The sequence below is a fragment of the Streptomyces sp. HUAS YS2 genome, assembly GCF_033343995.1.
GTDB lineage: Bacteria > Actinomycetota > Actinomycetes > Streptomycetales > Streptomycetaceae > Streptomyces > Streptomyces solicathayae.
Map to the genome: position 1 here is coordinate 4,770,316 of NZ_CP137573.1, position 22,644 is coordinate 4,792,959.

18 protein-coding genes are annotated in these 22,644 nt (G+C 72.7%); 10 read left to right on the plus strand and 8 right to left on the minus strand.

Annotated elements, in window-relative coordinates:
* Window position 1 precedes the first annotated feature (1 nt).
* Window positions 2–874 carry a hypothetical protein gene (locus tag R2D22_RS22155; RefSeq protein ID WP_318106357.1) on the minus strand — a complete coding sequence of 291 codons (873 nt, stop codon included), beginning with the start codon at window positions 872–874 and terminating at the stop codon, window positions 2–4.
* 116 nt (window positions 875–990) lie between these two features.
* Here R2D22_RS22155 and R2D22_RS22160 point away from each other — a divergent pair, with 116 nt between their 5' ends.
* Window positions 991–2,319: a sensor histidine kinase gene (locus tag R2D22_RS22160; RefSeq protein ID WP_318106359.1), complete on the plus strand. Its 1,329-nt coding sequence runs from the start codon at window positions 991–993 to the stop codon at window positions 2,317–2,319.
* Between the two features lie 43 nt (window positions 2,320–2,362).
* Here the strand turns inward: R2D22_RS22160 and R2D22_RS22165 are convergent, their stop codons facing one another.
* Complete coding sequence (locus R2D22_RS22165) at window positions 2,363–2,854, minus strand: SUKH-3 domain-containing protein (RefSeq protein WP_318106361.1); 492 nt, start codon at window positions 2,852–2,854, stop codon at window positions 2,363–2,365.
* A gap of 10 nt (window positions 2,855–2,864) precedes the next feature.
* On the minus strand, window positions 2,865–3,389 hold the full coding sequence (locus R2D22_RS22170; RefSeq protein ID WP_318106362.1) for a YwqJ-related putative deaminase: 525 nt from the start codon (window positions 3,387–3,389) through the stop codon (window positions 2,865–2,867).
* Window positions 3,390–3,634: 245 nt separating this feature from the next.
* Between R2D22_RS22170 and R2D22_RS22175 the strand changes: the two genes are divergently transcribed.
* The 3 genes from R2D22_RS22175 to R2D22_RS22185 all read left to right on the plus strand — a co-directional run bounded on the left by R2D22_RS22175 (window position 3,635) and on the right by R2D22_RS22185 (window position 8,078).
* Window positions 3,635–4,612: an SMI1/KNR4 family protein gene (locus R2D22_RS22175; RefSeq protein ID WP_318106363.1), complete on the plus strand. Its 978-nt coding sequence runs from the start codon at window positions 3,635–3,637 to the stop codon at window positions 4,610–4,612.
* Between the two features lie 5 nt (window positions 4,613–4,617).
* Window positions 4,618–6,978, plus strand: a complete 2,361-nt coding sequence (locus R2D22_RS22180; RefSeq protein ID WP_318106364.1) for an SUKH-4 family immunity protein — start codon at window positions 4,618–4,620, stop codon at window positions 6,976–6,978.
* 161 nt (window positions 6,979–7,139) lie between these two features.
* Window positions 7,140–8,078 (plus strand): DivIVA domain-containing protein, encoded by a 939-nt coding sequence (locus R2D22_RS22185; protein ID WP_318106365.1) that lies wholly within the window; start codon window positions 7,140–7,142, stop codon window positions 8,076–8,078.
* A gap of 4 nt (window positions 8,079–8,082) precedes the next feature.
* Here the strand turns inward: R2D22_RS22185 and R2D22_RS22190 are convergent, their stop codons facing one another.
* Window positions 8,083–9,708 (minus strand): MFS transporter, encoded by a 1,626-nt coding sequence (locus tag R2D22_RS22190; protein ID WP_411977061.1) that lies wholly within the window; start codon window positions 9,706–9,708, stop codon window positions 8,083–8,085.
* Window positions 9,709–10,079: 371 nt separating this feature from the next.
* On the opposite strand from R2D22_RS22190, the gene R2D22_RS22195 reads away from it, so the two are divergent.
* The 3 genes from R2D22_RS22195 (at window position 10,080) to mfd (ending at window position 17,180) form a co-directional block, all read left to right on the plus strand.
* Complete coding sequence (locus tag R2D22_RS22195; RefSeq protein ID WP_318106370.1) at window positions 10,080–10,868, plus strand: ABC transporter ATP-binding protein; 789 nt, start codon at window positions 10,080–10,082, stop codon at window positions 10,866–10,868.
* Window positions 10,865–13,438 (plus strand): ABC transporter permease, encoded by a 2,574-nt coding sequence (locus R2D22_RS22200; RefSeq protein WP_318106372.1) that lies wholly within the window; start codon window positions 10,865–10,867, stop codon window positions 13,436–13,438. The genes R2D22_RS22195 and R2D22_RS22200 overlap by 4 nt, the downstream gene beginning before the upstream one ends.
* 211 nt (window positions 13,439–13,649) lie before the next feature.
* On the plus strand, window positions 13,650–17,180 hold the full coding sequence (gene mfd / locus R2D22_RS22205) for a transcription-repair coupling factor (protein ID WP_318106373.1): 3,531 nt from the start codon (window positions 13,650–13,652) through the stop codon (window positions 17,178–17,180).
* A 48-nt stretch (window positions 17,181–17,228) separates the two neighbouring features.
* Here the strand turns inward: mfd and R2D22_RS22210 are convergent, their stop codons facing one another.
* From R2D22_RS22210 to R2D22_RS22220, 3 genes are all read right to left on the minus strand, one after another.
* The gene (locus R2D22_RS22210) at window positions 17,229–18,506 is read right to left on the minus strand and encodes an SGNH/GDSL hydrolase family protein (protein ID WP_318106375.1); all 1,278 of its coding nucleotides are present in this window, start codon (window positions 18,504–18,506) and stop codon (window positions 17,229–17,231) included.
* 85 nt (window positions 18,507–18,591) lie between these two features.
* Window positions 18,592–19,035: a protein-tyrosine phosphatase family protein gene (locus tag R2D22_RS22215; protein ID WP_318106377.1), complete on the minus strand. Its 444-nt coding sequence runs from the start codon at window positions 19,033–19,035 to the stop codon at window positions 18,592–18,594.
* Window positions 19,032–19,619, minus strand: a complete 588-nt coding sequence (locus R2D22_RS22220; protein WP_318106379.1) for a TetR/AcrR family transcriptional regulator — start codon at window positions 19,617–19,619, stop codon at window positions 19,032–19,034. Before R2D22_RS22220 ends, R2D22_RS22215 begins: the two co-directional genes overlap by 4 nt.
* Before the next feature lie 97 nt (window positions 19,620–19,716).
* Here R2D22_RS22220 and R2D22_RS22225 point away from each other — a divergent pair, with 97 nt between their 5' ends.
* Window positions 19,717–20,628, plus strand: a complete 912-nt coding sequence (locus R2D22_RS22225; RefSeq protein WP_318106380.1) for an SCO6745 family protein — start codon at window positions 19,717–19,719, stop codon at window positions 20,626–20,628.
* Between the two features lie 125 nt (window positions 20,629–20,753).
* On the opposite strand, the gene R2D22_RS22230 is transcribed toward R2D22_RS22225, so the two are convergent.
* Entirely contained in the window at window positions 20,754–20,945 is a 192-nt protein-coding gene (locus tag R2D22_RS22230) for an antitoxin (RefSeq protein ID WP_318106382.1), read from the minus strand.
* Between the two features lie 126 nt (window positions 20,946–21,071).
* Here R2D22_RS22230 and R2D22_RS22235 point away from each other — a divergent pair, with 126 nt between their 5' ends.
* Together R2D22_RS22235 and R2D22_RS22240 are read left to right on the plus strand one after the other, a co-directional pair.
* Window positions 21,072–21,848: an HNH endonuclease family protein gene (locus R2D22_RS22235; protein ID WP_318106383.1), complete on the plus strand. Its 777-nt coding sequence runs from the start codon at window positions 21,072–21,074 to the stop codon at window positions 21,846–21,848.
* A gap of 43 nt (window positions 21,849–21,891) precedes the next feature.
* Entirely contained in the window at window positions 21,892–22,638 is a 747-nt protein-coding gene (locus tag R2D22_RS22240; RefSeq protein ID WP_318106385.1) for an N-acetyltransferase, read from the plus strand.
* The last annotated feature ends 6 nt before the right edge of the window (window positions 22,639–22,644 follow it).

Consider the following 22,644-nt stretch of genomic DNA (forward strand, 5'->3'; position numbering starts at 1 on the left):
GCTATGTCCGATTTTGCTGAACGGCCGCGGATGCAGCCCCTACTATGCCGTACCACCAGCCCTCGATGCGACGGTACAGATCTGCGCTGTCGCGAACGCGCACGACGAGGCAACCGCGGTAACTCTCGCCGACGTTCTTGCGCACAGTCGTGGGGTTGTGGCGCTTCAGCGTCGTCTTGCCGAGCCGCGAGGCGTCGATGCCGACGAGGTCGGCCCAGTACTTCTCCGCGCCGGCGATGTCGGCCGTCTCGTGGATCATCACGTAGTAGCAGCGCCGCTCCGGTTCGATGTCGAGGAGGTCGAGCCAAGCGAGAAAGACCCGGATCATGCCTGGGTCGCTATTGACGAAGGTCACCCGCTCCCGGCGGGCGTGCGGCTTGTCCTTAGTGCCTTCTGCCCAGTAGAGACTCGTGCCCAACATCATGAGCTCGCGAGTCGACAGTTCCCCGATCTCGGCGGCAGCCGACGCCTTGACCTTGCGACGTTCCTCCTCGCGTCGGCGGAGTGTGGGCTCCCAGCCGCGCTTCGCGATCTCGGACGCCTGCTCCCGTGTCCGCGGCTCCGGCTTCGGGAGGTCGCGGACCCACAGGGATATCGAGCTCTTCGAGCACCCCAGTTCGACCTGGATCTGGTCGTAGGTCATGCCCTGCAGGCGCAGCTCCCGGGCCTTCGCCCGGAGGTCGTCCTTGGCGTTGGGGCGCTTCGTCCACTCCGGCGGGGGCTCGCCCTTCACGAGGCGGTGGAGGAGGTCGTTGTTGAAGACCTTCAGGCGGTCGCGGATCTGGCGGAGGCTGAGGCCCTCGCGGCGTAGCGCGACGGCTTGCTCGCGGAGGGTTTCGAAGTCGGCGGCGTACCGGCTCGTCTCGGTGGTCATGGGGGCACCTTCGTCCGGAATCCGGACGTCCGGGTCGAAAGTGCGGGCGATTCACCAGTTCGAGCGACACGTGAGTCTCCGGAAAATGACTCGCGCCCGCCCGTAGGCTGGGACGCATGACCGCAACGGGGGCACACCAGGACGCGGCGGGCGGGCCCGCGCGGGGCTGGTTGTGGTGGGGGAGACGGCGCAGCGCGGTGCTGGACGTCGGGCTGGGGCTCGTGTCGGCGCTGGAGTGCGCCCTGGAGGGGATCGGGTTCGCGGAGCGGGCTGCGGTGCCGGTGCCGGTGGGGGTGCTGTTCGGGCTGTCGGCGGGGTTCGTGCTGGTGCTGCGGCGGCGGTGGCCGATCGTCGTGGTGCTGGTGTCGATCGCGACGACGCCCGCCGAGATGGGCTACCTGATGGGGATCGTCGGGCTGTACTCGCTCGCCGCCTCCGAGGTGCCGCGCCGGATCACGGCGCTGCTGGCCGGGATGTCGACGGTCGCGGTGTTCCTGGTGACCGTCGTACGGCTGCGGCAGGACGTGATGCAGGCCGACGTCGACCAGCGGGACTTCGATCCGAGCGGCTGGTACGTTCCTGTCGTCTCGCTCTTCATGACGCTGGGGCTGAACGCGCCGCCGGTGCTGTTCGGGCTGTACATCGGGGCCCGGCGGCGGCTCATGGAGAGCCTGCGGGAGCGGGCGGACAGTCTGGAGCAGGAGTTGTCGCTGCTGGCGGACCGGGCCGAGCAGCGGGCGCAGTGGGCGCGGCAGGAGGAGCGGACCCGGATCGCGCGGGAGATGCACGACGTGGTGGCGCACCGGGTGTCGTTGATGGTGGTGCATGCGGCGGCGTTGCAGGCGGTGGCGCTGAAGGATCCGCAGAAGGCGGTGCGGAACGCGGCGCTGGTGGGTGACATGGGCCGGCAGGCGCTGACCGAGTTGCGGGAGATGCTCGGCGTGCTGCGGGAGGAGGAGGCGCCGTCGGGCGGGGCTCCGGTGCCCGTGCCGCTGGCCGCCGTGGGGCGGGCCGCCGCCGCGGCCGCCGAGGCGGCGTCGGAGGACGGGCCGTGTCTGGACGCCCTGGAGGAGTTGGTCGAGCAGTCCCGGCAGGCCGGGGTGGTCGTGGAGCTGATGGTGCTGGGGGAGGCGCGGGCGTACGCGGCGGCGGTCGAGCAGACCGCCTACCGGGTGGTGCAGGAGGCGTTGACGAACGTGCACAAGCACGCGGCGGGGGCGAAGGTCGTGGTGCGGTTGGCGCATCGGGAGGCCGAGGTCGCGATGCAGGTGGAGAACGGTCCGTCGGACGCGGCGGTCGCGGACGCGCATCTGCCGAGCGGCGGGAACGGTCTGGTGGGGATGCGGGAGCGGGTGCATCGGCTGGGCGGGGTGTTCGTCTCGGGGCCGACGGACGCGGGCGGGTTCCGGGTGTCGGCGGTGTTGCCGTCGGCGGCCGGGGAGTAGCCGGTTCTGTCGCTGCCGCCGGACGCCGCGCTGCCTGATGTCCTCAGGCCCCTGTCGTCAGTCTGGTCGGGCTGGTGCCCGTGATCAGGGTGGCGAGGGCGGTGTCGATGTCGCGGCCGAGGTACCAGTCGCCGGTGTGGTCGAGGCTGTAGACGCGGCCTTCCGCGTCGATGGCGAGGACGGCCTGGTGGTCGCCCTCCTCGCCGAGGGGCGTGATCTCGGTGTCGAGGGCGCGGCCGAGGTCGCCGAGGGTGCGGGCGAGGTGGAGTCCGGCGAGCGGGTCGATGCGGACGGCGGCGGGGGCGATGTGCCGGCCGGTGCCGGGGCCGGTGACCTGGAGTCCGCCGAATTCGGCCCAGGCCTCGACGGCGGCCGGGAAGACGGCGTGCCGGTGTCCGGCCGGGGAGACGTGGGCGCGCAGGGTGTCGGCCCAGTGTTCGGCCTGCTTGATGTCCCATCGGCCGGGCTGCCAGCCCGCCTCGCGGAGGACCGCGTCGACGTTGCCGGGGAACCGGGTGGTGTGGAGGTCGGGCATGCGGTGCGGGTCAGCCGTTCTGGGCGGTCGGGGCAGTGGGTTCGACGGGCTGGACGCCGAAGTGGGCGAGCATCGCCGTACAGGTGCGGCAGGGTGCGGCGTAGCTGCCGTGGAGCGGGTCGCCGTCCTCGCGGATGCGCCGCGCGGTGAGCTTGGCGTGCTTGAGGGAGCGGCGGGCCTCGCTGTGGGTGAGCGGCTTGCGCTGGGCGCGCTTGGATCGGCTGCTCTCGGCGGATGTGAGGTGCCGGGAGAGCAGGATGGCTTCGGGGCAGCGGCCGGTGAAGCGTTCGCGCTGGTTGCTGGTGAGGGTGTCGAGGAAGTCCTGGACGAGGGCGTGCAGGACGGGTGCCTGGTCGCCGCGGCCTGCGGTGCAGGTGAGGGTTTCGCCGCGGACGGAGAGGGCGGCGCCGACGGTGGGCAGGATGCCGTCGCGGCGGTGTCGGAGTGAGGGTGCGCGGTGGGGCTCCGTGGTGCTCCAGCTGAGGCGTGGGTCACCCTGTGTGTGGGGTGGTGCGGGTGGTTGTGTTGCGTACATGGTGCTCGTCTTCCCTCCCTGCAATCCCCCGAGTTGCGTGAACAGCCTGCCAAACGGGGTGCCCGCTGTGGAAGCTGGGTGGAGAAACGTGCCCTTCGGTGTGTCGCGGTCATAGCCGTTCCGTCATGCGGTCGTGACACTTGGTCACGGTCGGTGCGGGTGGGGGTTCGGACTCGGGCGGCCCTGGCCGGGCACCGCATAGGCTGTGCGGAATCAGCCAGCAGCCAGCGCAGGGGGCAACCGCCATGACGACAGGTCGGCTCGGGCAGGATGCCGCGCCACCGAACGCGGCCTACGCCGGGCAGGTCGTGCACTTCCCGGACCCGGTCCGGGCTTCCCGGCATCCCCGAGGGGTGCGGGTCGACGAGCACGGTTACCCGGATTTCTCGCCGTACGCCCGTGCGGCGGCGGAGATCGCGGAGCCGCCGCAGGGCTTCGGCGTCGACGAGCTGCGGCTGACGGACTATGTGTCCGCGAACGCGGCGCTGGCCGCTTCGGGGCACGAGCTGTGGGACACGATCCCTGCGGTGGCGACGCCGCACGGCTGGACGTGGCATCACGTGGCGGGGACGCGGCGGATGGAGCTGGTCCCGGTCGAGGTGAAGGCGCTGCTGCGGCATCACGGTGGTGTGGCGACGGCGGCGGTGGACCACGGCAAGCGCGGGACCCGGCCGCTGCAGGAGACCCGGCCCGCGCACTTCGGGCTGCCGAAGGCGCGGATGTCGGTGTCGGAGCAGCAGTTGCAGGGCGTGGAGGAGGACCTGGGGTACCGCCTGCCGGGCGGGTACCGGTCGTTCCTGAAGGCGGCGGGCGGCTGTGCGCCGGTCGGCGCGGCGCTCGACGCGGAGCTGGGTCTCCTTGTGGACCAGCCGTTCTTCACGGTGCGTGAGGAGGCGGGCGTCAACGACCTGGTGTACGTCAACAAGTGTCTGCGGGACCATCTGACGAAGGACTACCTGGGCGTCGCGTTCGTGCAGGGCGGCATCCTGGCGGTGAAGGTGCGCGGCGAGGGTGTCGGTTCGGTGTGGTTCTGCGCGTACGACGACGCGCGGGACCGGAACGGTCTGAGCGTGCAGGAGCGGGCGGAGACCCTGTTGCTGCCGTGCGGTACGGACTTCGACGATTTCCTGCAGCGTCTGGCGGGCAATCCGCCGGAGTTGGAGACGGTGGCGAACCTGATGGTCGACGGCGGCTTCGCGCAGGTCGTCGCGGTGGGGGAGTGAGCTCGATGGTGACGTTCGCACAGGCGCAGGAGCGCGCCGAGGAGTGGGTGAACGGCGATCTGCCCGCGTACCAGCACCGTGAGGTGCGGGTGCGGGAGTTCGAGCTGGGCTTCGTGGTGTGGGCGGAGGACCGGGAGGACGGTCCGAGGTCCGACGGCGGGCGGCAGCGGCTGGTGATCGCGCGGGACAGCGGTGAGGCGACGCTGTGGCCGGAGCTGCCGGTGGGTGAGGTCATCCGCCGGTACGAGGAGGAGTACGGCGGTCCGGACGCGGCGCCGGGTGCGGCGCCGCCGGCCCCACCGGAGCGCATCGATCTGAATCAGACGTCGTTCCTTCTGACGCCGCCGGAGTGGTTGCAGGAGGCGGCGGACCGGGCGGGGATCCCGGACGGCCGGAGCTCGGGGGCGGGTGCCGCGGCGCCGTCGCCGGATCCCGTACCGGCGCCGGCCCCGGCTGCCGCGCCGGCGCCGCCGGCCCCGACTCCCGCGCCCGCCCCGGCGCCCGCCCCGGCTTCGGCGTCGGGTGGCAGTGGTGCGTGGGCGGACGTGAGCGCGGGCGGCGACGGCGATGTGTCCGTGCCGCTGCCTGCGACGGTGTTCGCGCCGCCGCTGTCGGGTGCCGACGACGACGACACGCCGCCGCCGATCACCGGCGCGGACGCGCCGACGGCCCTGATGTCGGGCGGCAGCCAGCTGCCGAAGACGGCGATCGCCACGCCCGCGCTGACGCACGGCCCCGCCGCTCCGGGCGGCCCGGGTGCGGGCGGCGCGACCCCGCCGCCTCCGCCGGGCGCTCCGGGCGGTGACGCGTACATTCCGACGCAGCTGGTCTCGCAGCTGGGTCCCGGCGGCCCGACGCCGCCCGGTCAGCCCGGCCCGGCCGGTCCGCCCGCGCCCCCGGCGCCGCCCGGCCCGCACACTCCGCCGCAGCCGGTGCACCATGCCGCGACGATGCTGGCGAGTCCGCAGAGCCTGGGTGGTGCGGGTGGGGCGACTCCGCCTCCGCCGCCGGGTCCTCCGGGTGTCCCGGGTGCTCCGGGTACGCCTCCGCCGCCCGCGCCGCCGGGTGTTCCGGGTGGTGCGACGCCGGCGCAGCCGGTGCATCACGCGGCGACGATGCTGGCGAGTCCGCAGAGCCTGGGTGGTGCGGGTGGGGCGACTCCGCCTCCGCCGCCGGGTCCTCCGGGCGCGCCGGGTGCTCCGGGTACGCCTCCGCCGCCCGCGCCGCCGGGTGTTCCGGGTGGTGCGACGCCGGCGCAGCCGGTGCATCACGCCGCGACGATGCTGGCGAGCCCGAACCAGATCGGCGGTCCCGGAGTACCTCCGCCGCCCGCCCCGCCCGGTGCTCCCGGCGGTCCGGCTCCGTTCCCGCCGCAGCAGGCCCAGCCGACCGGTCAGCCGACCGTCGGCCCCGGCTACCAGGCCGTCCTGCGCTACCGCGCGCCCGACGGCTCCGAGGCGCAGATCATCCGGCGTTCGGCGCCGGGGACGCCGCACCCGGAGTGGCAGATCCTGCACGAGCTGCGTGCGATGAACGTGCCGCCGCAGCAGGTGCTGGAGCTGCACACGGAGCTGGAGTCCTGCGAGCTGCCGGGCGGGTACTGCGCGCGGATGATCCGGGAGACCTGGCCGCAGGCGCGGATCACCAACATCGCCCCGTACGGCCGGGACCACGCGGGCCGGCAGCAGGGCATGCAGCAGCTGCTGACCCACCAGGGCGAGCTGCACCAGGTCGCGGACGGTCCGGCGCGGCCCGCGCCGGTGCGCGCGCCGCTGCCGCAGGTGCAGCCGGCGCCGCCGATCCCGCCGGAGGGTGTCGCGCAGGAGCTGGCCGGGGCGTTCGGCCCGGCGATCTGCCGGTTCGACCAGCGGGCGGTGTCCCGGCAGGGCGTGCCCGAGGTCGTGGCGGTGACGCTGGTGTGGGCGGGTCTGCCGGCGGACTTCGGTCCGTTCTTCTGGGCCCAGCCGGCCCAGCCGGTCGTTCCGACGCTGGCGGAGCTGGCGGCGCAGCGGCAGGTCCAGCCGCCCTCGGACGCGGGCTCGTACCTGGTGCTCGGTTCGGACTTCGGGCGAGCGATCTGTGTCCAGTACGGCACGGCGCACATCGTGGCGGTGCCGGTGGAGCCGGGGCCGGACGGCCGGTGCATGGCACCGCAGTTCGTGAACAGCGGACTGCCGGAGTTCACCCGGTCCATGGCGCTGCTCGGCCGGATGTGGCGGCTGCGGTTCGGTCTGACGCCGGAGCAGGCGGGGCGCTGGACGGTCGACTTCCAGGCGCAGCTGGCGATGCTGGACCCGGCGGCGCTGGCGTCGCCGGAGAACTGGTGGTCGGTGCTGCTCGAGCAGATGTGGGACGGGCTTCTGTGAGGTCCGCTCCTCGGTGAGCGCGTGAAGGGCCCGGTCCGGGTGCGGACCGGGCCCTTCGGGTTCCGGCGGCGCGGTGTGCCCGGAGTGTCGGGTCGCGGCCGGTTCGGTGCGATCCCGCAAGATCGGAGCAGGGGGTTCCGCGCACGAGAGGGGCTCCGCCGATGAGGAAGCCGCACGTCTTCGCCGTCGTACGAGGGGTGCGCGGCTACCGCCCCGCGCAGGTGGACCGGGTCCTCGCCGCGCTCTCCGAGGACCGTGACGCCGCCTGGGAGCGGGCCGCCCGGCTGACCGTGCTGGCCCGGGAGATGGAGGAGGAGGCGGCGCGGCTGTGCGAGCGCGTCGAGGGTCTGGCGCCGCAGCGGTACGAGGTGCTGGGCGAGCGGGCCCGGCGGCTGCTGGTCCTCGCGGAGGAGGAGGCGGACGAGCTGGTCGCGGCGGCGACCGAGGAGGCCCGCGCGCTGCGGGACGAGGCCGGGGTGGAGGCGGACCGTTCCGCGGAGGCCGCGCGTGCGGAGGCGGACGGCGCGCTCGGGGCGGTGGACCGGGTTGCGGAGGAGCTGCTGGAGGCCGCCCGGGGCGAGGCGGAGGCGGTACGGGCGGGGGCCCGCGGCGACGTGGCGGCGCTGCGGGAGGAGGCGCGTACGGCCGTCGGGGACGCCCGGCTGCGGGCGGCGGCGCTGGTGGACGCGCGGGAGCAGGAGCAGGCGGTCCGGCGGGCGGAGGCGGAGCGGGCGGCGACCGCGCACGAGGAGGAGTGGTCGGCCCGGTACGCGGAGCGGGTCGCGGTGGCGGAGGCGGAACTCGCCGAGGCCGAGCGGGTCTTCGCGGAGGCGGAGCAGAGCGCGCGGCGCCGCCAGGAGGCGGCCGACGGCCGGGCCGGGGAGCTGCTGGCAGGCGCCCGGGCGACCGGCGAGCGGGTGGCGCGGGAGACGGACCGGATCCTCGCCGAGCACACGACCGCGTGCGAGGCCACCCGGGCGCACATGGCGCACGTCCGCAACAGCCTGGCCACGCTGACGGGCCGGGCGGCGCGGGAGGAGGCCTCGGAGGGCGAGGAGGCCTCGGAGGGCGAGGGGGACGAGGAGGAGACGGAGGGATGAGGGGCTACTTCGCCGGTTCCTCGGACGGCTGCTCCGTCGCCGTGTCCTCGGCCCCGTCCGCGACCTCCTTGAGGACCGGGAAGCGGCGCGGCGCGATCGTGAGCAGGACGACCAGCGCCAGGGCCGCCGCGACGGCCGCGCCGACGAAGACGTACTCCACGGCGGCGTCGACCGCGCGGCGCAGGTGGTCGGCCGCCGACGCGGTGAGGGTGCCGGGGGCGTCGAGGGCGCGGGCGAGGGAGTCGAGGTCGCCGCTGCCACCGAGGCGGGCGGCGAGGACGCCGTTGGCGATCGCGCCGAACAGGGCGGCGCCGACGCTCTGGCCGACCTGGCGGCAGAACAGGACGGACGCGGTGGTGGTGCCGCGCTCCTCGTACGGGACGGTCGACTGGACGCCCACGACGAGCGGGAGCTGGACGAAGCCGAGGGCGCCGCCGAGCAGCAGCATCAGCAGGGCGGGCTGCCAGGGTTCGCCGGGGAACGGCAGCAGGGGGAAGGCGAGCAGGAGGAGCAGGCCGGCGGACATGCCGGCGACGGCGGTGAGCCGGAAGCCGATGCGGCTGTAGGCACGGTTGGCGAAGGCGGCGGTGACCGGCCAGCTCAGGGTCATCGCGGACAGCACGAACCCGGCGGCGATCGGGCCGAGACCGAGGACGGCCTGCGCGTAGGTGGGCAGGAAGACGGTCGGGGCGACCATGAGCAGGCCGAGCGCGCCGAGCGCGAGGTTGACGGCGGCGATGGTGCGGCGGCGCCACACCCAGCCGGGGATGATCGGTTCCGCGGCGCGCCGTTCGATGAGGACGGTGAGGACGCCGAGGGCGAGGCTGCCGCCGAACAGGGCGAGGGAGGGGGCAGACAGCCAGGGCCAGGCGACGCCGCCCTGGACGAGTGCGGTGAGCAGCAGGGCGCCGGTGCCGAAGATGGCGAGGGCGCCGGGCCAGTCGACAACGGCGCGCTTCCCCGGGGCCGCCGTGGTGCCCGCGGGGGCCTTCGCGCGGGCGGGTTCGACGAGGTAGCGGGCGACGAGCCAGAGGGCGATCAGGCCGACCGGGATGTTGACGAGGAAGATCCAGCGCCAGTCGGCGTAGCCGGCGAGCAGGCCGCCGGTCGTGGGTCCGGCGACGGAGGCGGTGGCCCAGACGGTGGAGAGCCTGGCCTGGATCTTCGGGCGTTCCTTCAACGGGTACAGGTCGGCGGCGATGGTCTGGATGGTGCCCTGGAGCGCGCCGCCGCCGAGGCCCTGCACGATGCGGAAGGCGATGAGGGCGGCCATGTTCCAGGCGGCGGCGCAGAGCAGCGAGCCGACGAGGAAGAGGACGATGCCGGTGATCAGGACGGGCTTGCGTCCGAAGGTGTCGGAGAGTTTCCCGTACACGGGCAGCGTGACGGTGACGGCGAGCAGGTAGCCGGAGAAGAGCCAGGAGAAGACGGCGAGGCCGCCGAGGTCGCCGACGATCTGCGGGACGGCGGTGGCGACGACGGTGCCGTCCAGGGCCGCGAGGCCCATGCCGAGCATGAGGGCGGCGACGACGGGGCCCCTGCCGCGGGGCGTGGTCGTGCTCGCGCTCGCGGTCGTCGTCTCGGCCACCGGATGTCCTCCCCTTGCCGCCCGGATGTATTCCCTATGCATCTATTTCTTCGGGGGACACCCTCTCACTTGCACCTCACGCTGCGGGAGGGGGCAGGCTCGGGGAAAACGTCCCCGAGGGGCTCTCCGTCCACGGGTGGAGAACCCCTAGGGGGATCTCCCCCCTTGCGCCCAGGGGACGTTCGTTCCGGCGGAGGAGGTGCCGGGGGCGGCACGGTTCTTAACTTGTTCTTACGGGATCGACCTCGGGTCACGGGGGCCTGAGGAAAACCACAGGGCGGGTTTACGGGGAGCACCACTGTGCCTGTGCCTGTCGCCGAACAGACTGGATCCATCCCGCTCGACAGCTCCACTTCCGCTTCATCCCACTGCATTCGGCTTCATTCAGGCTTCACCGACATAGGAGACATACCGTGACTTCGGCTGTGACCATTTCCAGGCACGGGGGTACTGGAGCGAGTACGGCCGTCGCCGCGCGGGCGCGGCAGGTCGTCAAGGCGTACGGCCAGGGGGAGACGCGGGTCGTCGCGCTCGACCACGTCGACGTCGACATCAACCGGGGGCAGTTCACCGCGATCATGGGGCCCTCGGGGTCCGGCAAGTCGACGCTGATGCACTGCCTCGCCGGGCTCGACACCGTCACCAGCGGCCAGATCTTCCTCGACGACACCGAGATCACCGGGCTGAAGGACAAGAAACTGACGCAGCTCCGGCGCGACCGGATCGGCTTCATCTTCCAGGCGTTCAACCTGCTGCCGACGCTCGACGCGATCGAGAACATCACGCTCCCGATGGACATCGCGGGCCGCAAGCCGGACCGGCAGTGGCTGGACCGGGTGGTCGCGACCGTCGGTCTCGCCGACCGGCTGAAGCACCGGCCGACGCAGCTCTCCGGCGGTCAGCAGCAGCGTGTCGCCGTGGCCCGCGCGCTGGCCGCCCGGCCCGAGATCATCTTCGGTGACGAGCCGACCGGAAACCTGGACTCACGGGCCGGCGCCGAAGTGCTTGGCTTCCTGCGGCAGTCGGTCGACGAGCTGGGCCAGACGATCGTCATGGTGACGCACGACCCGGTGGCCGCCTCCTACGCGGACCGGGTGCTCTACCTCGCCGACGGCCGGATCGTCGACGAGATGTTCCGGCCCACCGCCGACGCCGTCCTGGACCGCATGAAGGACTTCGACGCCCGGGGGCGCACGTCATGACCGTCCTGAAGACCTCGCTGCGCAACTTCTTCGCGCACAAGGGCCGCATGGCGCTCTCCGCCGTTGCCGTCCTGCTCTCCGTGGCGTTCGTGAGCGGCACGCTCGTGTTCACGGACACCATGAACACCACCTTCGACAAGCTCTTCGCGTCCACCGCCTCGGACGTCACGCTCAGTGCCAAGAGCGCGGATCCGTCCGACTCGAGCCCGGACACCGGCCGGCCCGATTCCTTCCCGGCCTCGCTCGTCGAGCAGGTCAGGAAGGCCGAGGGGGTCAAGGACGCCCAGGGCTCGGTGATCTCGCTCAGCGTGACCGTCGTCGACGCGCACAACAAGAACCTCGGGCCCACCAGCGGCGCGCCGACCATCGCCGTCAACTGGAGCCCCAACGAGCTGCGTTCGGTGGAGATCACCTCGGGCCACGAGCCGCGCGGACCCACCGAGGTGCTGGTCGACGGCGACACCGCCGAGAAGCACAAGCTGAAGATCGGCGACGAGCTGCGCACGATCTCTGTGGGCGGCGACCACAGGGCGAAGATCTCCGGAATCGCCGACTTCAAGGTCACCAACCCCGGTGCCACGGTCGTCTACTTCGACACCGTCACCGCGCAGCGTGAACTCCTCGGGAAGGAAGGGCTGTTCACGCAGATCACCGCCGACGCCGCCGTCGGTGTCTCGGACGAGCAGCTGAAGAAGAACATCGCCGGCGCGGTCGGCGACGGCTACAAGCTGCAGACCGCCGCCGAGGCCGCGGACGAGGGCCGCAAGGACGTCGCCGGGTTCCTCGACGTCATGAAGTACGCGATGCTCGGCTTCGCCGCGATCGCCTTCCTCGTCGGCATCTTCCTCATCGTCAACACCTTCTCGATGCTGGTCGCCCAGCGCACCCGTGAGATCGGCCTGATGCGGGCCATCGGATCGAGCCGCAAGCAGGTCAACCGGTCCGTGCTCGTCGAGGCGCTGCTGCTCGGCGTCATCGGCTCCGTCGCCGGCGTCGGCGCGGGCGTCGGGCTGGCGATCGGCCTGATGAAGCTCATGTCCTCGATGGGGATGAACCTGTCCACGCAGGACCTGACCGTGAAGTGGACGACCCCGGCCGTCGGCCTGGTCCTCGGCATCGTGGTCACCGTCCTCGCCGCCTACATACCGGCCCGCCGGGCCGGCAAGGTCTCCCCGATGGCCGCGCTCCGCGACGCCGGGACGCCCGCGGACGGACGGGCCGGGCTGGTCCGGGGCGGCCTGGGCCTGCTCCTGACGGGGCTCGGCGCGGCCGCCCTGTGGACGGCGACGCAGGCCGAGAAGGCTGTCACCGGCTCGTTGTGGCTGGGAGCCGGGATCGTGCTCTCGCTCATCGGCTTCATCGTCGTCGGTCCGCTGCTGGCCGGCGGGGTCGTCCGGGTGCTCGGAGCCGTCGTACTGCGGGTCTTCGGGCCGGTGGGCCGTATGGCCGAGCGCAACGCGCTGCGCAACCCGCGCCGCACCGGAGCCACCGGCGCGGCCCTGATGATCGGCCTGGCCCTGGTCGCCTGCCTGTCCGTGGTCGGCTCCTCCATGGTCGCCTCGGCCACCGACGAACTGGACCGCTCCGTCGGGGCGGACTTCATCGTCCAGTCGGGCAACGGCCAGCCGATCGTGCCGCAGGCGCAGGCCGCCCTGGAGAAGACCCCGGGCCTGGACCACGTCACCGAGTACAAGTGGGTCGACGCGAAGATCACCGATCCCGAGGGCGGGGTCTTCGACAAGGGCCTGGTCGCCGCCGACCCGACGTATGCGCAGGACCTGCGCCGCGACACGACCGCCGGCCGGCTCGCCGACGCCTACGGGAAGAACGCCATGTCCGTCGGCAGCGACTACGCCGCCGAGCACCACGTGAAGGTCGGCGACGTGCTGACCGTCGCCTTCAAGGGCGGCGAGACGGCGAAGCTGAAGGTCGCGGCGATCACCTCGGACGCCAACAACGTCGACAAGGGCGTGATGTACACCGACATCGCGACCGCCGCCCAGTACCTGCCGGCCGAGAAGATGCCCAAGAACGTGGTCATGTTCGCCACGGCCGAGGACGGCAAGGAGACCGAGGCGTACGCCGCCCTCAAGGCCTCGCTCGCCGACTATCCGCAGTACAAGGTCAGCAACCAGGCCGACTACAAGAAGGACCTGCAGGACCAGATCGGCCAGCTGCTCAACATCGTCTACGGGCTGCTCGCCCTGGCGATCATCGTCGCGATCCTCGGCGTGGTGAACACCCTCGCCCTGTCGGTGGTCGAGCGGACCCGGGAGATCGGCCTGATGCGGGCCATCGGTCTCTCCCGCCGCCAGCTGCGCCGCATGATCCGCCTGGAGTCGGTGGTCATCGCCCTCTTCGGCGCCCTGCTCGGCCTGGGCCTCGGTATGGGCTGGGGCACGGCGGCGCAGCAGCTGCTCGCCCTGGAGGGCCTCGGGGTCCTGGAGATCCCGTGGCCGACGATCCTGACGGTGTTCGTCGGGTCGGCGTTCGTGGGCCTGTTCGCGGCCCTCGTCCCGGCCTTCCGGGCCGGCCGGATGAACGTGCTGAACGCGATCGCCAGCGAGTAGCCCGACCAGTGGTCCCGTCCCGCCGTACCGGCCGGGGGCCGGGCTATACGGTGGACCGCGACGGTCCCGGTGGATGTCCTCCATCCCACCGGGGCCGTTTCGCGCTGTGAGTGTCCGGCCCACGCCGTAGGCTGGGAACCCCCGGCCCGTGAGACGTGTCGGGCTGTTCGCGTTGCCCGCCCCCGTAGTCCAACCGGGATGGATCCTCCTGATGAGCCTGCACGGTCTGCTCGACGCCGTCGTACGAGACGCGGCCCTCGCCGAAGCGGTGAAGGCCGCCACGGACGGCAACCGCATGCATGTGGACCTGGTCGGCCCGCCCGCCGCGCGCCCCTTCGCGGTGGCGGCGCTGGCCCGCGAGGCGCGGCGTCCGGTGCTCGCGGTCACCGCCACCGGCCGGGAGGCCGAGGACCTGGCGGCGGCGCTGCGCAGCCTCCTCGACCCGGACACGGTCGTCGACTACCCGTCCTGGGAGACCCTGCCGCACGAGCGGCTCTCGCCCCGCTCCGACACCGTCGGCCGGCGCCTCGCCGTGCTGCGCCGGCTCGCCCACCCCTCGCTCGACGACCCGGCCGCGGGCCCGGTGTCCGTCGTCGTCGCCCCCGTCCGCTCGGTGCTCCAGCCGCAGGTCAAGGGCCTGGGCGACCTGGAGCCGGTCAGCCTGCGCACCGGACGGCAGGCCGACCTGAACGAGGTCGTCGAGGGCCTGGCGGCCGCCGCGTACGCGCGGGTGGAGCTGGTCGAGAAGCGTGGCGAGTTCGCCGTCCGCGGCGGCATCCTGGACGTCTTCCCGCCGACCGAGGAGCACCCGCTCCGGATCGAGTTCTGGGGCGACGACATCGAGGAGATCCGTTACTTCAAGGTCGCCGACCAGCGCTCCCTGGAGGTCGCCGAGCACGGCCTGTGGGCGCCGCCGTGCCGCGAGCTGCTGCTGACCGACCAGGTGAAGGAGCGGGCCGCGGCCCTGGCCGAGGAGCACCCCGAGCTGGGCGAGCTGCTCGGCAAGATCGCCGAGGGGATCGCCGTCGAGGGCATGGAGTCCCTCGCCCCGGTCCTCGTCGACGACATGGAGCTGCTGCTCGACGTGCTGCCGAAGGGCAGCATGGCCGTGGTCTGCGACCCCGAGCGGGTCCGGACGCGGGCGGCGGACCTCGTAGCGACGAGCCAGGAGTTCCTGCAGGCGTCGTGGGCGGCCACCGCCGGTGGCGGCGAGGCGCCGATCGACGTCGGCGCGGCCTCGCTGTGGGGGATCGCGGACGTCCGGGACCGGGCCCGCGAGCTGGACATGATGTGGTGGTCGGTCTCCCCGTTCGCGGCGGACGAGGAGCTGGACGCCGACACGCTGAAGCTGGGCATGCACGCCCCGGAGACGTACCGCGGCGACACCGCCCGGGCGCTCGCCGACACCAAGGGCTGGCTGGCCGACGGCTGGCGCACGGTGTACGTGACGGAGGCGCCCGGCCCGGCCGCCCGCACGGTCGAGGTGCTCGGCGGCGAGGGCATCGCCGCCCGCCTCGACGCGAACCTCGCCGACATCTCCCCGGCAGTCGTCCACGTCTCGACCGGCTCGATCGACTACGGCTTCGTCGACCCGGCCCTGAAGCTGGCCGTACTGACCGAGACGGACCTGTCCGGCCAGAAGGCGGCCGGCAAGGACGGGCAGCGGATGCCCGCCAAGCGCCGCAAGACCATCGACCCGCTGACCCTGGAGGTCGGCGACTACATCGTGCACGAACAGCACGGCGTCGGCCGGTACATCGAGATGGTGCAGCGCACGGTGCAGGGCGCGACCCGCGAGTACCTGCTCGTCGAGTACGCGCCGGCCAAGCGCGGCCAGCCCGGCGACCGGCTGTACATCCCGACCGACCAGCTGGAGCAGGTCACCAAGTACGTCGGCGGCGAGGCCCCGACCCTGCACCGGCTCGGCGGCGCGGACTGGACGAAGACGAAGGCCCGGGCGAAGAAGGCGGTCAAGGAGATCGCCGCCGACCTGATCAAGCTCTACTCCGCGCGGATGGCGGCCCCCGGCCACGCCTTCGGCGCGGACACGCCCTGGCAGCGGGAGCTGGAGGACGCCTTCCCCTACGTGGAGACGCCGGACCAGCTGTCCACCATCGCCGAGGTCAAGGAGGACATGGAGAAGAGCATCCCCATGGACCGCCTGATCTGCGGCGACGTCGGCTACGGCAAGACGGAGATCGCGGTCCGGGCGGCGTTCAAGGCCGTGCAGGACGGCAAGCAGGTCGCCGTGCTCGTGCCGACGACGCTCCTGGTGCAGCAGCACTTCGGCACCTTCACCGAGCGCTACTCGCAGTTCCCCGTCGCCACCCGGGCACTCAGCCGATTCCAGTCGGAGACCGAGTCGAAGGCGACGCTCGACGGACTGAAGGACGGCTCGGTCGACATCGTCATCGGCACCCACCGGCTGTTCTCCTCCGAGACCAAGTTCAAGGACCTCGGTCTGGTCATCGTCGACGAGGAGCAGCGGTTCGGCGTCGAGCACAAGGAGCAGCTGAAGAAGCTCCGCGCCAACGTCGACGTCCTCACCATGTCGGCCACCCCCATCCCCCGTACGCTCGAGATGGCGGTGACCGGCATCCGCGAGATGTCGACGATCACCACCCCGCCGGAGGAGCGGCACCCGGTCCTCACGTTCGTCGGCCCGTACGAGGAGAAGCAGATCGGCGCGGCGATCCGCCGCGAACTGCTGCGCGAGGGCCAGGTCTTCTACATCCACAACCGGGTCGAGTCGATCGACCGGGCCGCGGCCCGGCTGCGCGACATCGTCCCCGAGGCGCGGATCGCGACCGCGCACGGCCAGATGTCCGAGTCGGCCCTGGAGCAGGTCGTGGTCGACTTCTGGGAGAAGAAGTTCGACGTGCTGGTCTCCACGACGATCGTCGAGTCCGGCATCGACATCTCCAACGCCAACACCCTCATCGTCGAGCGCGGCGACAACTTCGGCCTCAGCCAGCTGCACCAGCTGCGCGGCCGGGTGGGCCGGGGCCGCGAGCGCGGCTACGCGTACTTCCTGTACCCGCCGGAGAAGCCGCTGACCGAGACCGCGCACGAGCGGCTCGCGACGATCGCCCAGCACACCGAGATGGGCGCGGGCATGTACGTGGCGATGAAGGACCTGGAGATCCGCGGCGCGGGCAACCTGCTCGGCGGCGAGCAGTCCGGTCACATCGCGGGCGTCGGCTTCGACCTGTACGTGCGGATGGTCGGCGAGGCGGTTGCGGACTACCGGGCCTCGCTGGAGGGCGGCGCGGAGGAGGAGGCGCCGCTCGAGGTCAAGATCGAGCTGCCGGTCGACGCGCACGTTCCGCACGACTACGCGCCGGGCGAGCGGCTGCGCCTCCAGGCGTACCGGGCGATCGCCTCGGCGAACTCGGAGGACGACATCAAGGCGGTCCGCGAGGAGCTCACCGACCGCTACGGCAAGCTGCCGGAGCCGGTGGAGAACCTGCTGCTCGTGGCCGGCCTGCGGATGCTGGCGCGGGCCTGCGGGGTCGGCGAGATCGTGCTGCAGGGCCCGAACATCCGGTTCGCGCCGGTGGAGTTGCGCGAGTCGCAGGAGCTGCGGCTGAAGCGGCTGTACCCGCGGACGGTCATCAAGGCCCCGACGCAGCAGATCCTGGTGCCGCGCCCGACGAGCGGCAAGATCGGCGGCAAGCCGGTCGTCGGCCGCGAGCTGCTGGCGTGGACCGGGGAGTTCCTGACCACGATCCTCGGCTCGTAGGGCGCGGGGGCGTCCGGGGGCCGCTGCCCCGGACGCCCCGCGTCCGTCCTACAGCCGGTCGAGGTCGAGCGCCTCGGCCATCGCGCGGTAGCCCGCGTCGCCCGGGTGCAGGTGGTCGCCCGAGTCGTACGCCGGCAGGATGCGGTCCGGGTGCTCCGGGTCCGCTACGGCGCGGTCGAAGTCGACCACGGCGTCGTACTCGCCCGAGGTGCGGATCCACTCGTTGACGGCGTTCCGCTTGGCCTCGTTGACCTTCTCGGCGTCGTCGTAGAACGAGCCCCCGATCGGGGTGAGCGTGGCGCCCACCACCTTGATGCCCTTGGCGTGCGCCTGCCGGATCAGCGAACGGTGGCCCTCGATGAGCTGCTCGACGGAGACCTCCGGGGTGGGGCCGCCGGGGAAGGCCGGTCCGCTGCCTCCGATGTCGTTGATGCCTTCGAGGACGATGACCGTGCGCACGCCGGGCTCGGTGAGGACGTCCTTCTTGAACCGCTCGATGCCCTTCTCGCCGGCCCAGGTCGTGTCGTTGGTGACCTCGTTCCCGCCGATGCCGTGGTTGACGACGCTGCGCGGCTTCCCGGCGGCGGCGAAACGTTCCGCCAGCTCGTCGGGGTAGCGGTTGTCCGCGTTCAGGCCGGAGCCGACGCCGTCGGTGATGGAGTCGCCGAAGGTGACGATGCCGTCCCGGCGGGCCGAGTGGCCGCCGCTGACCTCGACCCCGGTGAGGAAGTACCAGGAGTCGCTGGTCTCCTTGAAGGCCGCACCGTCCCGGTCGGCGCGGTGGTCGCCGTCCGCCCGGTAGCTGGTGGCCGAGGAGAAATTGTGGAAGGTGGCCGGCCCGGTCGGGTCGGCCAGGTAGAGGGTGACGGTCACCGACTGCAGGGCCCCGACCTTGAACGGCACACCGTCGCTGCGGAGGGTGCCGCCGGCCGGAACGGTCACGGACCGGCCCTTGCCGAAGGTCAGTTCGCGGACCGTGCCGGCCTTCACGGAGGCGCCCTCGTCGGTGAGGGCGACGGTCGCGCCGGTGATCTTCAGCGGGGTCGTGCCGTACCGGTTGGAGAGCTCGATGCGGGCCTTGGTGCCGCCGGTGGTGACGCGGACGACCTGTCGGACCGTGTGGTTCGAGAAGCCCGCCGGCGACCAGTTGGGCCCGAAGGGCGCGGTCGGCTTCTGCGGGGAAGTGGCCCAACCGCCCTTCCACGCACCGCCGTCGTGCGGTGCGGCGGCCGTCGCGGTGCCGGAGGCCGCGAACGGCACCGCGCCAAGGGTGAGTGCGGCCACCACGGCAACACCGCTGCGCTTCAAGGTGCTTGAGGTGCTCATCTTCATCCGCCCGTTCTGACGTTCCGTTGTCAGAACGGCTCAAGCGGAGGCCGGCTCCGAGCATTCCCCGGGCAGTGCGGACCGGTCAGAAACTGGCCGGAAAGCGCCGTACATAGTGCTTCTGCCAGGGCATCTCGACGGCGCCCTCGCGGTAGTGCTCGCGCACGTACGCCACCGCCTCGTTCGCGGGGACGCCGTCGATCGTGGCGAGGCAGGCCAGGGCGGTGCCGGTACGGCCCCGACCGCCCTGGCAGGCCAGCTCGACGCGCTCGACCGCGGCGCGTTCCCAGGCCTCGCCGAGCGCCCTGCGGGCCGCGGTGTGGCTGCTGGGCAGCCAGAAGTCGGTCCAGCGGACCCAGAGCGTCTCCCAGGGCATCTCGGGCGGTCGCTTGCCGACGAGGTAGAGGCCGAAGTCAGGGCGCGGCCCGGGCGGCAGCGGGCGGCCGAGCCCGCGGCCGCGGACCAGTCGGCCGGAGGGCAGCGGCATGACGCCGGGGCCGTCCGGGTCCCAAGTGGCGGCAGCGGTCATGGAGTTCCTCCCGAGGGCTCGGCGGCGAACAGCAGTCCGGTCAGGGTACGGAACACGTCCTCGGGGTCCCGGCCTTCCAGCGGCGCGGTCAGGTTCCGGCTGAGCAGCAGCGTCGCGAAGCCGTGCGCCAGGGACCAGGCCGCGACGCCGGCGAGCCGGGGGTCGGGGCCGCCTTTCCCGGCGGGCAGGTTCGTGATCCCGGCCCGCAGCCGCTCGCCGGCCCGCTCGCGGGCGGCGAGCAGGTCGGGATCGTCGGTCCGGTACAGCTCCGGCTGGAACATCACCTGGAAGTGCGCCGGGTGGTCGGTGGCGAAGCGTACGTAGCGCACGCCCGCGTCCCGCAGGTCGGTCGCCTCGCCCAGTGCCCCCGCGAGCAGGTCGTACCCCTCGGTGGCGACGGCGGTCAGCAGCCCGGCCCGGTCCTTGAAGTGGTGCGCGGGCGCGGCGTGCGAGACGCCGGCCCGGCGGGCGAGGTCGCGCAGGCTCAGTGCGGACGGCCCCTCGGCGGCGATGACGTCGAGGGCGGCGGTGAGCACGGCCTGCCGCAGGTCGCCGTGGTGATAGGTGCGCTGCTGCCGGGTCATGGACTCAGCCTACGCCGAATCTAGTCATTGACAAGTTCCCCTGCCCGGGGGCAATCTTGTCAGCGTCAAGATGTGGCAGCGGAGGACGGAGAACGTCATGAGCGCGACGCACGACGCACAGCAGCAGCAGGCCGGCCAGGTGATCCAGGACCTCGGGCGCGTACGGCAGATGTGGCACCTCCTGGAGCCGCTGCACGCCGTGCTCTACTACGCCCCCGAGGCCTTCGAGGAGGCAGGGGCCCTGGGCTACGGGGTCGAGGAGCGGTGGTCGAGCTACTTCGCCTGGCGCGCCGCGCCCCTGGGGCCGGTCGGGCCCGGCCCGGTCGCCTCCGCGTTCTACAGCTTCAACCCGGAGATGGTGGACCGGTACGTGCGCGACGCCTGGCGCACCGCCCCGCCCGCCGCGGTGCTGGCCGGCCGGCTGCGCGCCGTCGACCGGGTCTACCGGACGCTGCTGGGTGACGAGACCGTCGACGGCCCGGCCCTCGCCGAGGCCGCCGCGCTCGCCCGGCGGGCCGCCGAGGCCGCGGACACGGCGGGCCGGCCGCTCGGCGCCGCCAACGCCGAGCTGCCCTGGCCCGAGGAGCCGCACCTCGTGCTGTGGCAGGCCGCGATGATCCTGCGTGAGCACCGCGGCGACGGGCATCTCGTGGCGCTGCTGGCCGCCGGACTCGACCCGGTGGAGGCGCTGGTGTCCTTCGCGGCGATCGGCGCGGCGGGGGAGCAGGTCTTCGAGAGCCGGGGCTGGAGCGCGGCCGAGTGGGCCGCGGCCCGCGAACGGCTCGCCGCTCGTGGGCTCGTCGGCCCGGACGGCACGGCCACGGAGGCCGGGCGCGCCCTGCGCGAGGAGGTCGAGCGGCGCACGGACGAGCTCGCCGCCGGACCCTGGGCGGCCCTCGGGCCGGACGACACCGCCCGCCTCGCCGACCTGCTGGGCGAGCCCTGGCTCACGGTCATCGCCTCGGGGCTGCTGCCGGCCGAGAACACCCTCGGCATCGGCAAGGTCTGAGCCGCTCTACCGCGCGAACGCTCCGGCCGCGGAGTGCTCGAAGCACTCCGCGGCCGGGGTTCGTGGGGCTGCGGACGCGCAGCCGGGCGCCGGGCCAGGTCGGCCCGGCGGACGCGGTCGGCGCGTCAGGTCGGCGGCTGCTCCGGCTTGTCCGTCATGCCGAGCGAGCCCTCCGCCCTCCGCTGGGCCTGGTCGACCTGCGAGGTGTACTTGTCGCCGGTCTTCTCGTTGATCTTCCGCTCCGCGGCGTCCGAGGCCTGCCGGGCCTTCTCCGGATGCTGGCCCATCATGCCCTTGAGCTTGTCCATGATCCCCATGCGTGACTCCTTCGGAAGGGGACATACAGCGCATTCGACGCTACCCCCGCCCATCCGGATCCGCGCGTCGAACACCCTCTCTATGCTTCGCCTGACGACGGGGCACAGCACAACAGGGGGAGTCGCATGGGACGCGGACGCACGGGACGGCGTGGAGCGCCCGCCCGCTGGGCCGTGGTGGCGACCGCCGTCGTGGCCGCGGTGGCCGGGTGCGACGGGCCCGGGAAGGGCCGCCCCTCGTCCGGGTCCGGCGGCGACGCCTCGTACGGCCGGGGCGTGAGCCCCCTGGCGAACCCCGACGGCACGAGGCCCGGCCTCGCGCCCGTGACCTCCGACGCGGACCGGGCCGAGGCCCGACGGATCGTCGAGCGGCTGTCCACCAAGGGCCGCGGCCCGAGGACGGGCTACGCCCGGGACGAGTTCGGGTACGCGTGGATGGACTCGGCCGACGGCGTACCGCTGGCCCGGAACGGCTGCGACACCCGCAACGACCTGATCCGCCGAGACGGCCAGGACCTCCGGTTCCGCTCGGGCTCGGACTGCGTGGTCGTCTCCATGACGCTGCACGACCCGTACACGGGCAAGGCGATCGAGTGGCGCAAGAAGCAGGCCGCGAAGGTGCAGATCGACCACATGGTGCCGCTGTCGTACGCCTGGCAGATGGGCGCCGCGCGCTGGGACAGGAAGAAGCGGCAGCGGCTGGCCAACGACCCCCTGAACCTCCTCCCGGTCTCCGGCCCCGCGAACAGCGCCAAACGCGACTCGGGCCCGGCCTCCTGGCTCCCCCCGAACAAGAGCATCCGCTGCGCCTACGCCGTCCGCTTCGCCCAGGTCGCCCTCGCCTACGACCTGCCGGTGACCGAGGCGGACAAGAAGACCATGCTCAATCGCTGCGGCGGCTGAAAACCCGTTGGGCGAGGCGGCGGGGCGTCGTTAACCTGCGGGAATGGAACTGGACATCACGACCCTCGCCGCACGCCCCGAACTCGAGGGGGCGCTCTGGGGGATGAAGGACCTCTGGCCGGAGTTCATGATGTACGACCCGGTCGGGTGGGCCAACATGGGGCGGATCGTGCGGGAGTTCCCCGAGTTCGTGCTCGTGGCCACGGACGGGGACGGCAAGGTCGTGGCGCGGGCGTTCAGCGTGCCGTTCCGGCTGCGTGCCGACGGGCGGGGCGAACTGCCCGCCACCGGCTGGGACCAGATCCTGCTGTGGGCCTTCTCCGACCTGCGGCACGGCGCGGAGCCCGACACCGTCAGCGCGATCGAGGTGACCGTCGACACGAGTGCGCTCGGCCGGGGGCTCTCGTCGCGGATGCTCGGAGCGATGCGGGACAACGCGCGGCGGCTCGGGTTCACCGAGGTCGTCGCTCCGGTGCGGCCCAACGGCAAGCACCTGGAGGCGGGCAGTTCCATCCATGAATACGCCTTCCGTACCCGGGAGTCCGACGGTCTCCCGCACGACCCGTGGCTGCGGGTGCACGTCCGGGCCGGCGGCATCGTGCAGGCGGTGGCGCCGGCGTCCATGACCGTGTCCGGTTCCGTGGAGCAGTGGCGTGCCTGGACCGGGCTGCCGTTCGACACGGACGGTCCGGTCGAGGTCGAGGGCGCGCTGGTGCCGGTCCACTGCGAGGCCTCGCGCGGGTACGCGGTGTACGTCGAGCCCAACATCTGGGTCCGCCACAAGCTCTGAGCGCCG